The sequence below is a fragment of the Sporosarcina cyprini genome (assembly GCF_022048975.1).
GTDB classification, from domain to species: domain Bacteria; phylum Bacillota; class Bacilli; order Bacillales_A; family Planococcaceae; genus Sporosarcina; species Sporosarcina cyprini.
The window spans coordinates 39,810-55,019 of sequence record NZ_JAKMHX010000035.1; the positions used below are offsets into that span (position 1 = coordinate 39,810).

The 15,210-nt window shown below is 45.0% G+C and carries 15 protein-coding genes and 5 tRNA genes; 3 read left to right on the plus strand and 17 right to left on the minus strand.

Going from position 1 to position 15,210, the window contains the following annotated elements; genetic code table 11:
* The 11 genes from L7D49_RS18225 to L7D49_RS18275 form a co-directional block, all read right to left on the minus strand.
* The gene (locus L7D49_RS18225; protein WP_238083596.1) at positions 1-1,302 is read right to left on the minus strand and encodes a CdaR family protein; all 1,302 of its coding nucleotides are present in this window, start codon (positions 1,300-1,302) and stop codon (positions 1-3) included.
* Positions 1,295-2,131: a diadenylate cyclase CdaA gene (cdaA, locus tag L7D49_RS18230; protein ID WP_238083598.1), complete on the minus strand. Its 837-nt coding sequence runs from the start codon at positions 2,129-2,131 to the stop codon at positions 1,295-1,297. Before cdaA ends, L7D49_RS18225 begins: the two co-directional genes overlap by 8 nt.
* A gap of 232 nt (positions 2,132-2,363) precedes the next feature.
* The gene (locus L7D49_RS18235) at positions 2,364-3,011 is read right to left on the minus strand and encodes an anti-sigma factor family protein (protein WP_238083600.1); all 648 of its coding nucleotides are present in this window, start codon (positions 3,009-3,011) and stop codon (positions 2,364-2,366) included.
* A 13-nt stretch (positions 3,012-3,024) separates the two neighbouring features.
* Positions 3,025-3,588 (minus strand): RNA polymerase sigma factor SigW, encoded by a 564-nt coding sequence (sigW, locus tag L7D49_RS18240; RefSeq protein ID WP_238083602.1) that lies wholly within the window; start codon positions 3,586-3,588, stop codon positions 3,025-3,027.
* Between the two features lie 300 nt (positions 3,589-3,888).
* On the minus strand, positions 3,889-4,794 hold the full coding sequence (gene rocF / locus L7D49_RS18245) for an arginase (RefSeq protein WP_238083604.1): 906 nt from the start codon (positions 4,792-4,794) through the stop codon (positions 3,889-3,891).
* Positions 4,795-4,878: 84 nt separating this feature from the next.
* Positions 4,879-6,969, minus strand: coding sequence for a sensor domain-containing protein (locus L7D49_RS18250; protein WP_238083606.1), 2,091 nt, complete (start codon positions 6,967-6,969; stop codon positions 4,879-4,881).
* 271 nt (positions 6,970-7,240) lie between these two features.
* Positions 7,241-7,315: transfer RNA gene (locus L7D49_RS18255), tRNA-Gln, on the minus strand.
* A gap of 71 nt (positions 7,316-7,386) precedes the next feature.
* Positions 7,387-7,461, minus strand: a tRNA-Glu gene (locus L7D49_RS18260).
* A gap of 12 nt (positions 7,462-7,473) precedes the next feature.
* A tRNA-Tyr gene (locus L7D49_RS18265) sits at positions 7,474-7,558 on the minus strand.
* A gap of 74 nt (positions 7,559-7,632) precedes the next feature.
* Positions 7,633-7,708, minus strand: a tRNA-Thr gene (locus L7D49_RS18270).
* A 149-nt stretch (positions 7,709-7,857) separates the two neighbouring features.
* Positions 7,858-7,932, minus strand: a tRNA-Asn gene (locus L7D49_RS18275).
* Positions 7,933-8,095: 163 nt separating this feature from the next.
* Here L7D49_RS18275 and L7D49_RS18280 point away from each other — a divergent pair.
* Complete coding sequence (locus L7D49_RS18280) at positions 8,096-8,755, plus strand: polysaccharide deacetylase family protein (protein ID WP_238083608.1); 660 nt, start codon at positions 8,096-8,098, stop codon at positions 8,753-8,755.
* An 84-nt stretch (positions 8,756-8,839) separates the two neighbouring features.
* Here L7D49_RS18280 and L7D49_RS18285 read toward each other — a convergent pair whose 3' ends face one another.
* Positions 8,840-9,505: a KinB-signaling pathway activation protein gene (locus L7D49_RS18285; RefSeq protein ID WP_238083610.1), complete on the minus strand. Its 666-nt coding sequence runs from the start codon at positions 9,503-9,505 to the stop codon at positions 8,840-8,842.
* A 141-nt stretch (positions 9,506-9,646) separates the two neighbouring features.
* On the opposite strand from L7D49_RS18285, the gene gerD reads away from it, so the two are divergent.
* The gene (gerD, locus tag L7D49_RS18290) at positions 9,647-10,249 is read left to right on the plus strand and encodes a spore germination lipoprotein GerD (RefSeq protein WP_238083612.1); all 603 of its coding nucleotides are present in this window, start codon (positions 9,647-9,649) and stop codon (positions 10,247-10,249) included.
* 17 nt (positions 10,250-10,266) lie between these two features.
* Here the strand turns inward: gerD and L7D49_RS18295 are convergent, their stop codons facing one another.
* Both L7D49_RS18295 and L7D49_RS18300 read right to left on the minus strand, forming a co-directional pair.
* Positions 10,267-11,322 (minus strand): Mrp/NBP35 family ATP-binding protein, encoded by a 1,056-nt coding sequence (locus L7D49_RS18295; protein ID WP_238083614.1) that lies wholly within the window; start codon positions 11,320-11,322, stop codon positions 10,267-10,269.
* Between the two features lie 76 nt (positions 11,323-11,398).
* Complete coding sequence (locus tag L7D49_RS18300) at positions 11,399-12,112, minus strand: N-acetylmuramoyl-L-alanine amidase (protein WP_238083616.1); 714 nt, start codon at positions 12,110-12,112, stop codon at positions 11,399-11,401.
* A gap of 283 nt (positions 12,113-12,395) precedes the next feature.
* Here L7D49_RS18300 and L7D49_RS18305 point away from each other — a divergent pair, with 283 nt between their 5' ends.
* Entirely contained in the window at positions 12,396-12,932 is a 537-nt protein-coding gene (locus L7D49_RS18305) for a YceI family protein (RefSeq protein ID WP_238083617.1), read from the plus strand.
* Between the two features lie 149 nt (positions 12,933-13,081).
* Here L7D49_RS18305 and L7D49_RS18310 read toward each other — a convergent pair whose 3' ends face one another.
* From L7D49_RS18310 to L7D49_RS18320, 3 genes are all read right to left on the minus strand, one after another.
* On the minus strand, positions 13,082-13,378 hold the full coding sequence (locus L7D49_RS18310; protein WP_238083619.1) for a rhodanese-like domain-containing protein: 297 nt from the start codon (positions 13,376-13,378) through the stop codon (positions 13,082-13,084).
* 80 nt (positions 13,379-13,458) lie between these two features.
* Entirely contained in the window at positions 13,459-14,520 is a 1,062-nt protein-coding gene (locus L7D49_RS18315) for a suppressor of fused domain protein (RefSeq protein WP_238083621.1), read from the minus strand.
* A 459-nt stretch (positions 14,521-14,979) separates the two neighbouring features.
* Positions 14,980-15,210, minus strand: a 231-nt coding sequence (locus L7D49_RS18320; RefSeq protein ID WP_238080921.1) for an IS3 family transposase, incomplete at its 5' end; no start/stop codon positions are given.

The window sequence follows — 15,210 nt, forward strand, 5'->3', positions numbered from 1 at the left end:
TCAAGCTAACACGATTTCCAATGTCACTTCTTCATCAGAAAGCTTCCATGCGATGGCATCCGGCATTTCTGCCTGTATGGGAAACGTCTGCTCCCCTTCCGCATTCACTTTCGATGTATCGATGAAGAGGTTGAAATCGGACGTCTTTAGTGAATTGATGACATCCTGATCAGCAGTTACCGTCACATCGACAAGCCCATTTAGGGGTTTGCTGAATGTGCTTTTATATTGTTGTTGAAGCCCTCTTATTTCTATAGGTACATTTGAAAATTTTTTGGTTACTTTCATTTGCACGGTCGTTTCTGTTTCTGGTTCAGCTTCCGGTTCAACTGAAGCTTCCGGAGGCGATTCATCCGAATTTGCGTCTTTCGTCACGTTAATCGTTACTTTTATCTTTTCAGATGAAACGTTTTTGACCCCTTTCGGCTTTGGCAAGGTGACCTCATAAGTTCCCGACTCTTTAATATCCGCCACATCCACATTGACTGCCAGCTCCTTAATCGGTTCCAGGGCAGCACGAGGGCCGTATAGCTTCACTTCTTTGGCATCGCTCGTTATGGAATTAATGGTGATACCATCCGCAGGGGTCCCTTTCTGCTTCAATACGATTGGGACTTCTTTATGGTTTTGTTCTATTTGAACTTTCACGGTCACTTCCTCAGGGGACATGGTCACATTTAACTTATTAAGCTCTCGATCAAGCACTCGCACTCTTGCTTTTTGCTCAAACGATTTATCAATTCCCTTTTCTTTTGTAGCTGAAACCTTAACGAAACTGATCGATTCAATGACACTTTTCGCACCTGTCACTTCAATGCTCGAAGGCTCCACTTCCATTTTAACAACATTATAATCCTCTGCAAGCAATCGCTCGTTCAATTCTGGATCGACCCGGAATGATTGTGTAATCTTTTCTTCAATTTTCACATCAACCGTTGCAGGATCAAGTGTTACTTTCAGCTTGTCTGAAAGGTTTTCTGTTTGAATTTGAACCTTATGCTCACCAATTGTCCGATCTCTCAAATCTACTTTCAATGAAAAGTCCCTCAGCAATTTTGTCGACTGAACGATATTGGCCGGGCCTTCTATCTTCATATTTACCGTTTCCGGCACCCCAGTAACAACTAGGTTTTCGGTATCATAATACACTTCCACGGGGACATCGCGAAGGATGTCCAGGGTATCACCGATCATCATACTCGATTTATTTTCCTCTTCTGCCTGAACGGTGAAAAAGAAGAAAACAGCCAAAGCCAATGCTGTGAAGCGAAGAAACCACGGGCGATCAAACAAGTTATCCATTTTTTCGCTTCCCCCATTTCCAGAAAGAAGTAGTTGCCTGTTCTATTTCCGGTCCGAACCAGACAGTCCGCAATTGGTTCTCAAATTCCTCCATGGATAGGTTCCGGTTAATGTCCCCGTTGACAGTTATACTGACAGCTCCCGTTTCCTCCGAAACTACAATAGTTATCGCGTCTGTCACTTCACTGATACCTAACGCGGCCCGATGACGGGTTCCTAATTCCTTGGATATGAACGGGTTTTCAGACAACGGCAAATAGCAGGCAGCCGCAGCAATCCGATTTCTCTGGATAATGACAGCGCCATCATGCAACGGAGTATTCGGTATAAAAATATTGATGAGCAACTCGGACGATACATTCGAATTCATCGGGATGCCTGTCTCGATATAATCACTTAATCCCGTTTCCCTTTCAATCGAAATGAGCGCACCAATTCTACGTTTCGCCATATAGCTCACCGACTTGCTGAAGGCTTCAATCAGGCGGTCACGCTCTTCCGCCTCTTGCAAGGCTGAACGTGAGAACAGACGGCCTCTTCCCAATTGTTCAAGTGCACGACGCAATTCAGGCTGGAACAAAATGATAATAGCGAGAAATCCAAATCGGAGTACTTGCTCCATCATCCACCTTAACGTATCCAGTCCTAGAAATTCCGTTAGGATGCGGACAATGAGGATGACAAAAATTCCTTTCAGCAGTTGGACCGCCTTTGTTCCTCGAATGATAGTGAACAATTTATAGAAGACGAACCATACAAGAAGCACATCCACAATGTTTTTCAGTATTTCAGCCGGACTTGAATTCGTTAATGATTCCCAAATAGGCATGTGCTCCCCTACCTTCATTTCCAATTTCTTATTTTTTAATTATAGCATACAGATAGTTACGCCGCCCCTTACAGATTGATTACAGTTGCGTAAGATTCACTCATCAGGCAGTAAAAGGATAAGGATATATTTCTGCATCTATTCCTTCTAGTTTAACTGCTTTGCCACTAAGCATGCTCCCACAGCCGCAATAAAAAAACGATCGGAGGGGCCCAAGAGCCTCCCCGGTCGTTTATTCATTATCGGTATGTGAATCTCCATCCTTGCCATTATCGGAAGTTGGAAGTAGACCTTTCACCGTCGATTTGATTTTATACCAGAGCCAATCGAAAGCTTTGTCAATTTCTTCACTCTTCCCTGTGACAATGGCTGTGGAAGCCATATATTTAGATCCATTGATAACAGTCACATTTCCGTCAACCTCACCTTCAATCCGGATATTGCCGTTCTTCACGACGATATCCCCTTTGACGGTTTCCCCTGCTGGAACGACAACGGTCTCGCCTTCAATGACAAGGTTCGGTTGTTTCGTTACCGAGAATTGCTGATTGTTATAGCTCGAAAAGAGTGTGGCGCTCATTAGTATGATAAACATGGCTGCCGCCGCAATTAACGGGTGCCTGCGGAGCAAACGATGAATACCGGCCTTTGGCTTCTCTTTCGGCAGACGGTCCATAACACCTGAAACGAAACCCTCAGGCGCTTTAACAGGCTCGGCAAATTGCAGAAAAGAAACAGCGGACTGCAGTTCATCCATCATCTCTTTACAAGATGGACACACCGCTAAATGCTCTTTCAGTTCACGCTCTTCATCCCGACTGATATCTCCGTCTAAATACGCGTGCATATAGTGGATCATTGACTCACGACACGTATTCATCCTTTTTTCCCTCCTACATATTACCCATCTGTTTCCGAAGTGCTTCCCTTCCGCGATGTACGCGGGTCTTAACGGTCCCTAGCGGCAATTCTAAAATATCACTGATCTCTTGCAACGGCAGCTCTTCCATATAACGAAGTATGATGACAGAACGATATTTATCAGGAAGTCTGCCAATTTCGTATTGGATCCGTTCCTGTGTCTCCATCTTCTCCACTTCTTCTTCCGGCAAATCACCGGCGGCCGCAATTTGTGAGTACATATTGAGCCCTTCCGTTCCAGGTACTTCCGCATCCAGATAATAATCCGGCTTTTTTTTCCGGATCCGATCGATGCACAAGTTAGTTGCGATACGAAACAGCCAAGTAGAGAACTTTCTCTTTTGATCATACGTATGGATGTTCACGTATGCGCGTACAAAGGCTTCCTGGGCAATATCCTCCGCTTCCTGGCGATTGCCGAGCATCCGATAGCAAACCTGGTAAAGCCGATGCTGAAACATGGTGACGATCTCTTCGAATGCTTCATGGTTGCCTTTTAACACTTCATTTATTCGTTTATTGACCAATTCATCCAATGACTTTCATCCTCCGCTCCATGCGGCTGTGCCTTCTATACGAATGAAGGTATCAACAGGTTTCATTTTTTTCGATACTTTTATTTTAGCAAAGAGGAAGGAATTTTTCTTCCTTTTATCGAATATATTCTACTTTTCTAGCAGGACCTAACAGAAAAACTTTTGACGCATGGCTAATTCGACGCATAACCCTTGTTATCCCGCCACTATAGACAATATGTACCAATCCTATTCCCACGCATTTTATCACATTGTAAACCAGCTATGCAAAAAACCCGCCAAAAGAGGCGGGTTCAGTAATTAAATCAATTTTTCTCCGAAAAGGGATCCCATTAAGGCAACAGCCACTTCAGCTGTTTTGTTCTTTTCGTCGAGGATTGGATTGACTTCCACAAATTCAGCGGAAGTGATCATTCCAGAATCCTCCAGCATCTCCATAGCAAGATGGCTTTCTCGATAGCTGATGCCACCTGGCACCGGAGTACCTACGCCTGGTGTGTAAAGTGGATCCAAACCGTCCAAATCTAATGATAGATGGACACCATCCACTTCACGGGATTGCAAGTATGCGATAGCTTCCTCCATGACGGCTGTCATGCCGAATTTATCAATCTCATGCATAGTGAACACCTTAATGCCTAACTCTTTGATGAGTTTCCGTTCGCCGGGGTCAACAGAGCGAGCCCCGATGATCACGATATTTTCCGGCTTCACTTTTTGGCCTTCCCGATGAAGATTGATGAGACGTTCATGCCCAAGTCCCATATTGACAGCGAGCGGCATGCCATGAATATTGCCGGACGGAGAAGTTTCGGCTGTATTCATATCCGCATGGGCATCGTACCAAATTACGCCAAGGTTCTTATATGCATCTGCCAAGCCTGCGATGGTGCCGATGGCAATACTGTGATCTCCGCCAAATACAAGGGGGAAACGGCCATTTTTCAATACTTGCGACACTCGGGAAGCAAGTTCTGAATTCGCTTGGATTACTTCATCCAAGTTTTTTAAACGCTCGTCCACTGGTTCCTTTTTTTCGACAGCGCTCACTTGCACATCGCCTTCGTCTTTCACTTCATGCCCAATGGCCTCCAGCCTGCCAACCGCGTTAGCATAACGCATAGCACTCGGCCCCATGTCGACTCCTCGTCTATTTTGCCCTAAATCTAACGGTACTCCAATGATTGATATGTTAAGGTGCTTCATCTAAAATCCTCCCTTTCTACATAACAACATTGTAAGACCTTCTGAATAATGGCTCAACTCGACATTTTCTCGAATATTTATGCGTTACAGACTCATCATTAATGAACAATCTTCTGCAGGAAGCGGCCGGCTGTAAAAATAGCCTTGCCCTTCTTGGCACCCCAGCTCCAATAGGATTCTTGCCTGTTCTTCCGTTTCAATTCCTTCCGCAATTACACGCAGACCCGCTGTTTCAGCAATCGTCACAATCGCTTTCACGATGGCACGGTTATTTTCATTCACATCGATATCCCGAATGAAAGACATGTCAATCTTAATTGTGTCAGCCGGCAATTCCTGTATATAGCTGAAGTTACTGTACCCCGTTCCGAAATCATCGATTGCCACAGTAATACCAAGAGACCGTATCGCTTGCAATGTCTCTTTCATGAATATTTTGTCGGCAAATGAACTCTCCGTCACTTCAATTTCAATTAATTCCGGTTCAACCCCGGTTTCGCGAAGCACTTTTTTAATCCGATCCACCGTTTCCGGATCTTCCAGCTGAACAGTCGACATATTAATGGCAACACGCACGGGTGGATAGCCCGCTTCCTGCCAGGCTTTCGCTTGCTTGCATGCCTCCTGTAAAATCCATTCGCCAAGCGGGATGATTAACCGGCTCTCTTCAGCAAGAGGGATAAAACGATCGGGAGAAATTCGTCCGAGCTCCGGATGATCCCAGCGGACAAGCGCCTCCACTCCTATCAATTCACCTCTTTCCAAATTCATCTTTGGCTGATATTCCAATGTGAAGTAGCCACGCTGCACACTCTTACGAAGTTCACTCTCCAACAAAATACGTTCCAGCGTTTTTGTTTCCGTGCCAGATTCATATACTTTTAAAGCGCTTCCCCCCATCTCCTTAACAAAGTGAAGGGCTTTTTCAGCGTTTTTTACGAGCTCAGACGCATTTCCAGCGTGTTCTGGAAAAGAGGCAATCCCGTAGCTCGTCGAAAGGGAATAGGTACGATTGTCAATATGAATTGGCGCCTCCACAACTTCTTTAATCCGATGAGTCATCTCTTCCGCTTGGTTAACAGAACCTGTCAGGGTAAAAGCAAACTCGTCACCAGAGATCCGTCCCAGCAGATTCTCTGCTCCTACGTGCTGCTGCAGCCTTTTAGCTATGACGGACAATACATAGTCCCCTTTTTCATGGCCGAAGGATTCATTGACATACCGTAGACGGTCAATATTCAAATGGACCAAACTGAAAGTCGATCCCGTTTTTTTGCAAGTCTCTACCTTATTCAATAACTGTTGCCGGAAAGAAATTCGGTTGTATAACGAAGTCAATTGGTCCGTATGCTCCAGACTCTGAATAAGATTCTCGGTTTCTTTTCGCTTTGTCACATCTTGCATAGCGACAACCCAGTGCTGGAAATAGCGGCCTGGTTCTCGGATCGGGTTAACCGACACTTTCATGACGAGAGAGCAATCACCACGCCCTGAAATCTGCAATTCCGTCTCATCCGGCTGGGTATCCTCTGCCAACATTTCAAGAAGACGCTCGATGAGACCATGATCCTTTTTCTGCACAAACGAATACAATGTATCTTCATGGAGGGAAAGCGGATACCCCAGCAACTTATCGAATGATGGCGACACATATTGAAAGCGGCCATGCTGATCGATAACAGCAATAAAATCGGATGCATTCTCAGTAATTAAACGGTATAGTTCTGCATTATCCAACATGCTCTGTTCCATTGTCTTTCTCTCCGTAATATCATAACGAAAAGCAATATATTGTACTGGCGAGGAGCCAGTTTCTCTAGTAATTGGAATTATTTTTGTATCCACCCAGTAATGCGTGCCATCTTTTGCGCGATTGCGAATTTCCCCTTGCCATATGTCTCCGCGCGTAATGGTCGACCACATATCCCGGAAAAAAGAAGGGGAATGGTATCCGGAATTAACCTTACGGTGAGTGGAGCCGATTAATTCCTCTGCTGTATACTGAGAGATTTCACAGAACAAGTCATTGACATATGTAATCTTGCCAGCACGATCGGTAATCGCAACAATCGCAGATTGATCGAGTGCATATGCGATATCCGCCAGCATTTCCACTGGACATTGTAAACTTTCTTCGCCAATAATGCTTTGCAACATCTTCACATAATCCTGCATACAACTACCTCTTCCTACAAGAGCTATTCACGTCTTTTCATATGCTAAGACGAGGACTTAATACCTACAATATACTACATAAATGACGGAAAGGCTTTAAACATCTTGATAAATTTAATCAATTTGTGTCGAATTCGTGTAATCAGATCATGATTCGTGCATTTTTCATAAGAAATGCTACAGAGCGCCGATAGAATAGCCTAAAGACGCAAAAAAGCCCTTCCTAATAAGGAAGGACCTTCATTTATCTCAGTATTAGAAATGTAAAGGTTGGCTGGGGTAGCTGGATTCGAACCAACGAATGACGGAGTCAAAGTCCGTTGCCTTACCGCTTGGCTATACCCCAATAATGAAATCTTGTTCATCCACTTTCTTACTATGGACCATTTGACAAATTTCATACATCAAAATAAAAAATGGTGACCCCTACGGGATTCGAACCCGTGTTACCGCCGTGAAAGGGCGGTGTCTTAACCGCTTGACCAAGGGGCCGTACAAATAAAATGGTGGTGGGGGACGGATTCGAACCGCCGAACCCGGAGGGAGCGGATTTACAGTCCGCCGCGTTTAGCCACTTCGCTACCCCACCGTTTTTAAAATTGCGATAAGCTTCGCATTATCGCTCCATCTGCTTTCGCATAAATAACGAGCTTTTTTTAAGAATGGAGCTTCCAGCCGGGCTCGAACCGGCGACCTCTTCCTTACCATGGAAGCACTCTACCTGCTGAGCTATGGAAGCAGAGTTGTCCATTGAGAGTATTCTTCTCTCCTAGGCACAAAACCTATTGTAAGGTCGGTCATTTTAAAAGTCAATAGTTATTGAAATATTTTTTATTTAATTTGGCAATAAAAAACCACTTCAGCAAGTGGCAGCCTGTAAAATAAAAATGGCTCCGCAGGTAGGACTCGAACCTACGACCGATCGGTTAACAGCCGATTGCTCTACCACTGAGCTACTGCGGAATATTATGTATTTACCACAAAATGTAGTATACCACATTTCTTGCTTTTTTCAACACTTTTTATGTGGTTGCCTTAACGACTTTTTTATATTATCACGGGGATTCATATTGGTCAAGCCTATTTCATAAAGTATTTTAATATCGTACTTCAAAGGGGTTCTACTATGAAGAAAATCATTATTCTAACTATCCTCATATGCGGGATTGTATTGCTTGTCCCGTTCACAAACAAACCCGCATTACTGTCCGTCTTCAAGCTGACGGAGGAGCCGGAACATATTATCGTGCGCGGATCATCCGGTTCGGCTTTAACTGTCAATATTTCATTTGGAGACGTGGATGTCGAAAATTGGATCGCAAATTTAAAGGCCCCCTATCCGCTCTTGTTTCTCGATATGGACTGGGTCGATCGCTTTCCGGAGACTGTGGAGTTGATCAAAGAGAAAAACATTCCGGTGGCTCTATTAGGACATCCCGGGGAAGCGTATCACCAAAATACTGAATTACTGATCGGCCAATTGGAACGGTTTGAAAAAGTTTTCGGTGCACAACCGCTCTGGTTCCGAACGGCGGATGAGGACTTTCCTTATCCACTTCGCACTGCATTATGGGAAGCGGAAGTCAATGCACTTGGCTCTTCTGCCATTTACACTGGCGGAGAAGTTCCACCTGTCATCGAGGGGGAAATTCTATCTGTGCCGCTGCATCGTGATGTCCGAGTATCGTTCGGAGATTTGAAGAATTTAATGGATAGCAGGGAATTTCACCCATTGGAAGATGTACTGTTTGCCATGTCAGTAAAATTGAAGAAAATACCGAAATAGCGTAGATGCTCCTTGCACCTCGGAAAGAACCTCTATACAAAAGGCGGCTTGGAATCTAAAGATCCAACCGCCTTTTTCATGTTATTATGATTTCGCCAATTTCCGCGCTTTTCGGCGCTCCTCCAATTTGGCTTTGTCCTCGTCAGATTTCCGATTATACTTCGGCAGCATTAATAATTGATATGCATTAACCGCAAGCAATGGGAATAATAAGATCGTCACCCATGAATCAATATTGCCGGAGCGAACCATCAACGCAGGCAGCCATTCAAGTGTCGTAATGACAATCATGAAAAACAAGGCGGAGATAAGGGCATGTTTTTTTGTCCACTTCGCTTTGTAATAAGCTGTGACAATGGAAGTAGCCAATAGTGTGAACAGCAACACTAAATATAATACCGTGCGTCCCGTATTTCCAGACGTCAGTTCAAATCTGAAGAAGATAAGATCAAACAGGACAACCGCGATGATTAGCAGCTGGACCCAATTCCATAATGTTAACGAGCGGAACATGTTTACACCGAATTGGTGCACTGTCAAATAAGCAAAAAAGCCCATTTGTGCCACAACACTCATCGTAAAACCGAGAAAGATCATCCATAAAAAAGCGCCGATAAATTCCAGATATTCTCCGGACGCCACATATTGCGAGAAGAATTCCCACCGGACAATCAACCCTACGATTGCCGTGATCCCTCCTCCAATCAACAATGCATTAAAAAAGAACTTTACCCAATTTCGTATTGTCACTACATCGTTCCCCTTTTCAATTGCTTCCATAAGTGTATCAACGTTTTTGCAAAAAATCTATTTCATTGTGCGATCTATGCATATTACGCACCATATTGTGAACAATAATTGAAAAAGCAGCTGGAAGGGAATTTGATATCCATGAGAAAGAAGTGGATCTTTATCGTCGCTTGCGCGTTTCTGCTGATGGGCTGTACTCAGCAGCAGCAGAATCCGAATTATGACGAAATGAAAAAGATGATGACCGATGCACTGCAAACTGAAGATGGGAAAAAAGCACTCCGGAAAACATTAAGTGACCCTGAATTTCGGGAACTGATTGTGTTGGAGCAGCCGGAAGTGAAAAAGTCCATTGAAGATACACTGCTGTCAAAAAAGGGCGAGGATTTCTGGAAACATGCGTTTGAAGATCCGAAATTCACAGAAGCTATTGCCAAAAGTATGAAAAAACAACAACAAGACATTATGACACAACTCATGAATGATTCATCATTCCAGAAGGAAATGCAGGATTTCTTTGCTCAACCGGATATGCAGAAGCAAATGGAAACGATTTTAAAGTCATCCGAGTTGAAAAAACAAATGGAAAAATCCGTTGAGGATACGATCAACAATCCACTCATGCAAGCCAAGTGGCAGGAATTGATTTTAAAAGCCGGAGAAGTTACACCAACTAAAGGCGAGGAAAAAGGCGGGGGCGGCCAAGGTGGCGGAGGAGGAGGAAAAGGCGGAGGAGGCCAATGAGCCTTCCCCGCCTTTTTTTATTTCGTCTTTTCAATTACTTCTGAAGCGATCTGCTTGTAAATCGAGCCAATTGGATGATCTTCCGCATAGACGGATGGAGCGAAGTCACTTTCATTCCAATCGGGCTGTCCCAATGGAATCTGCCCTAACAATTCTGTGCGCAGCTCTTCAGCAAGTTTCGGGCCGCCTCCTGAACCGAAGACGTACTCTTTCTCTCCCGTTACCTTCGATTCGAACCAAGCCATGTTTTCAATAACACCTAAAATCTCATGCTCTGTCTGAAGCGCCATAGCACCTGCTCGCGCAGCGACGAATGCAGCAGTAGGATGCGGAGTGGTTACAACTATCTCCTTGGATGACGGAATCATCTGGTGGATATCAAGCGCCACATCCCCTGTGCCCGGCGGCAAGTCCAAGATAAGATAATCAAGAGGACCCCATTCTACATCTCGGAAGAATTGGTCCAGCACCTTGCCTAGCATCGGCCCGCGCCAAACGACAGGCGCATTATCTTCAACGAAGAATCCCATGGAAATGACCTTGACGCCAAATCGGTCGACCGGGATGATCCGGTCGCCGCGAACGATCGGCAAATCAGTGATCCCCATCATATCTGGAATGCTGAATCCATAAATATCCGCATCAATTAAACCGACCTTTTTGCCCAGTCTGGCAAGGGCGACTGCCAGGTTGACAGATACCGTAGACTTACCAACACCGCCTTTGCCCGAAGCAATCGAAATGAAGGTAATATCATTTAAAGGAGAGAGCAGGTCTTGCGTCTCTGCTTCCGTTGCGGTTCCTCTGAATTTCTCAAGTGTTTCGGCTGGCAGTTCTTCAAAGCGAATTCCAACTGAATCGGCTCCTGCCGCTTTTAATACTTCAACTACTTTCATTTGCAAAGCCATTTGTTCCGCCGTATTAATTTTGGCTATGGCAAGCTTCACACTAACGTGCGCTTTTTCCTCTTTTACGGACACATTTACAATTCCGCCAGTCTCGGATAACGGTCTATGTAGAAACGGATCTTGTAATTCGCCGACAATGTCACGGACGTTCTGTTCAGTCAACACGATAAAACACTCCTTAGAGGCTAATTTTCTCCTCTAAGTATACCATAGTGCAACTCATTCAAAGCGGGTATCTGCTTTATCTCTCTTCTAAATCATAATATTGAATGATTCCTTCTACAATGGAGTCGGCCACTTTAGCTTGGTATGCCGGGTCGACGAGCAATCCGCGCTCTTCCGGATTGGAGATGAAGCCTGTTTCAACCAGCACAGAAGGCATAGGGACTTTTTTCAATAAATAGACCCCTTTAATCGAGAGAGCCTCCCGATCTGTGTTTTTCAACGTATTTCGGATCGACATTTGAATGGAATTGGCCAACACTTCTCCGGATGGGTTACCGTCTGGATGGTAAAACACTTGGGCGCCCCTCCATTTGGAGTCCGGGATTGCGTTGACATGAACGCTGACAAATAAATCCGGATCTTCCTCAATCACAATGCTCTCCCGAAGCTTTAAATCGGCAAATTTCCGTTCCCGATTCGTCCCAAACTTCTCACTCGGTGCATGCTCCGCAATAGCGTCCCCATTTTTTTCACGCGTCATCACAACAATGGCACCCTTTTTTTCAAGCTTCTTCTTTAACTCATGAGAAATGGATAACGTGATGTTACTTTCAATTACTTCATCCACCGAAGCACCTCCATCCATCCCTCCATGACCCGGATCCACCACGATTTTCACACCGGCTAATTTTTCCGGCAAAAAAAAGCCACGGTCGGACGCCTTCACGCCATACAGCACCACACCTAATGAACAGACAAATAATAATCCGATAATGAGCCATCGCTTCATCTCGACACCGCCTTTTTCCACACTATACGCGGCGAACGAGTGGGATATGCATAGCTTGTATTTCTCTGAGAGGCAATATTGGTCCATCCCACTCCCTGGCTAATTTCTCTCGTAAGACAAACCTCTATCCATAATGAGCTCTATAGCCCGGCAGGATCCTCTTTTCATTTCACCTCCAAAATTTTTGAAGTCTTTCCCATTGACGGTTTTCTCAAAATCAACTATCCTTAATTCAAGATATCTCGAATTCGAGATAAATTTTAAATGACAGGAGAGATTTTGCATGGCAAATTGGACAGTAGACAACTCGCATTCCAGTATCGGTTTTTCCGTAAAACATATGATGGTATCAAAGGTGAAAGGTGTATTTGAAGATTATTCCGCCACGGTAACAGCCGATGACCTGACGGACTTGACGACAGCTTCCATCACTTTTGATATTCAAACTGCTTCGATCAATACAAAATCGGAGGACCGTGATAATCATCTTCGTTCCGCTGACTTTTTCAACGTCGAAGAATACCCTGCTATTTCATTTCAATCGACAAACATCGTGAAAGAGGACGATGACGAGTACAAAGTGACAGGTGATCTGACAATTAAAGACGTAACAAAACCTGTTACGTTTGAAGTCGAATACAACGGAAAAGGAACGAACCCGTGGGGCGTTGAAGTTTATGGATTTGAAGCTGAAACCAAATTAAACCGGGAAGAATTTGGTTTGACTTGGAATGCCGCCCTCGAAACAGGCGGAGTTTTGGTAGGAAAAGATATTAAGATCACAATCGACTTGGAAGTAAATCCTGCACAAGCCGAATAAATATGAATACTGAATGAGGCAGCAACATTTTTGCTTTTATTCGCGAAAAGAGCCCTTCGGCATAAACCGGGCGGGCTCTTTTTACACTTCAGATCGACAATAAAAAAATCTCATCCTTCATGGAAATGAAGAATGAGACGGTATGATCTTTATTCAACTTCGCCTTGCCAAGCCAGCATGCCGCCGACCATATTCGTTACATCATAGCCTCGGGCTTCAAGAAATTCACAAGCACGTCCACTGCGGCCGCCTGACCGGCAAATGATGATATACGACTTGTCTTTATCCATTTCCTCCAGACGCTCCGGAATTTCACCAAGCGGAATATGAATAGCCGTTGGAATCATGCCTTGTGCCACTTCATCATCTTCCCGAACATCGATCAGATGGAAGGACTCTCCTTGTTCCATTTGTTCTTGCAGATCATTTGTTGTAATCTCTTTCACTTTGGTTCCTCCTCGGATAAGCATAACTCCATGATATACACCAGTTCATGCCTCGTCCATCGAGATGCTTCTTAGATTTTTCAGCCGATCGTTCTGACAATATTGCCTTCCTGATCTGTAATGGTGGTCTTCGCAATATGAATGTTCATTTTTTCTTTCATCGAGACTTCAAACTCGCTCTGTTTTGGCAGCAGCTTGTGGCTCATATCCTCAACAGTTTCATCATTCAGCGTAATTTGAATAAAGTCTTCCGAATGTTCATATGCGTTCTGCTGTCCTGATTTAAACGCAACGCGGATGCCCGCACCTGATAGCGTCAATTCTTTTCCTTTGAGCAACCGGCCGCGGAGCAGCTTTCCAATAATCTCTGCCTGTTTTGCACCAATTGTCAGTACGGACGGCGTTTGACGGAGCCACCCTTTCTTTCCAGCACTCCAATCGAGTTGATCCACAAATAAAAAGCCCGTATTGGAACCCTCTTTCTCCATCCCTTCGTGCACAATTTCTGCAACCGAATGATCCGCCAGCAGCGTGTCACGCTCTAAATCCGTTACATAACTAGGGATACGGGGCAGACCGGCAGCGAGGACACCTAATGTGTTCCACGTTTGCATCGCTTCCAATTCATCATGCGTAATGCCAACCATTTGAAGAAATTCAACGTGTCCATTCGGCGTATCCATTGACTCCAGCTCCGGATCCTTCACAAATGCCAAGGCAGTTAATTGGGTGTCTGCCCCCAGGCATATTGGACCGTTCGCATCCATATAGTCTCCCGCCTGAAACACATTGCCACTGTTAAAGACATACCGCCCCATATTTTGCAGTAAATTTAACGCCCATGCCGGCGGCTCTTCCTCCTCCTCTTCCCGGACAAGACGAAACGTCAATTCAAAACCATACCCGCTTTCGTCCGGATTTTCCGTTTCTTTCTCATAGAGTTCCGAAAAGCCATACGTCACAAAATGCCAATGCGGCACCGGTTCAACCGCCTTATACACACTAATTCCATCAAGCGGATCCGATCCGCCAAGCGCATACGAAATAAGCGTCCCATAATGCTTCGGTTCCTGATCTCCATAAATCGCTGCTACCGCGTGATCAATCGCATCCCAGCCTGTAGTCATCACTTCTTCGCTCACGATACAACCCCCAATGTTTTCATTTATACGATATACCTATTTTATCAAAACTATTGATTCAACGCCTGCTTAGAAGATGCCCGTTTTTACCGGATGGCTGCTTGTATCTGTTGCCGGTGTGCTCAATTGATTGGCAAGAGAGCTCGTATATACCGGGGAACTACTCGTAAAAGTCCGGCAACCGCTCGTATGTCCTGGGCTACCACTCGTAAAAGCCCGGCAACCGCTCGTATGTCCTGACTTACACCCTGTCAAGGAGACACTCTATAAACCGCTCAATTCATTTTGTTGCCAGACCTTTTCCGTTTCTTAATACATCTATTTGCGACTTGACTCGGAGCCTCTACAGGCATGCTTCCCGAACCAGGAAACCAGCTCCGGAGGCTGGTTCGGCCCGCCAAGGCTATCATGCCTGCCTCTCCAAGTAAAGTCGCCAGCTAGTACCACCCGTTCATCCGCTCAGGCAGCTTGCGCCAGCCGATATGCAATCGGACTCATCTTGAATTTCAATTGGGGCCGAATTCCGTTATAATAGGCAATGTAATCTGTGACGGCTTGGATCATCTCGTCCTGGGTCTCTGGAGTAGAGAAACCCGGCATCTCTGTCTTCAACTTGCCGAAGAAGCTTTCGATGCATGCATTGTCCCAGCAGTTGCCTCTGCGGGACATCGATTGGACGAGATTCATTTC

What these genes read in the sequence shown, in the direction of transcription:
- gerD (WP_238083612.1), top strand. Translation starts at nt 9,647, where the DNA reads ATGAGAAAGAAGTGGATCTTTATCGTCGCTTGCGCGTTTCTGCTGATG.
- L7D49_RS18250 (WP_238083606.1), bottom strand. Translation starts at nt 6,969, where the DNA reads ATGCAGGATTATGTGAAGATGTTGCAAAGCATTATTGGCGAAGAAAGT.
- L7D49_RS18300 (WP_238083616.1), bottom strand. Translation starts at nt 12,112, where the DNA reads ATGAAGCGATGGCTCATTATCGGATTATTATTTGTCTGTTCATTAGGT.
- L7D49_RS18225 (WP_238083596.1), bottom strand. Translation starts at nt 1,302, where the DNA reads ATGGATAACTTGTTTGATCGCCCGTGGTTTCTTCGCTTCACAGCATTG.
- cdaA (WP_238083598.1), bottom strand. Translation starts at nt 2,131, where the DNA reads ATGCCTATTTGGGAATCATTAACGAATTCAAGTCCGGCTGAAATACTG.
- L7D49_RS18305 (WP_238083617.1), top strand. Translation starts at nt 12,396, where the DNA reads ATGGCAAATTGGACAGTAGACAACTCGCATTCCAGTATCGGTTTTTCC.
- L7D49_RS18280 (WP_238083608.1), top strand. Translation starts at nt 8,096, where the DNA reads ATGAAGAAAATCATTATTCTAACTATCCTCATATGCGGGATTGTATTG.
- rocF (WP_238083604.1), bottom strand. Translation starts at nt 4,794, where the DNA reads ATGAAGCACCTTAACATATCAATCATTGGAGTACCGTTAGATTTAGGG.
- L7D49_RS18235 (WP_238083600.1), bottom strand. Translation starts at nt 3,011, where the DNA reads ATGAATACGTGTCGTGAGTCAATGATCCACTATATGCACGCGTATTTA.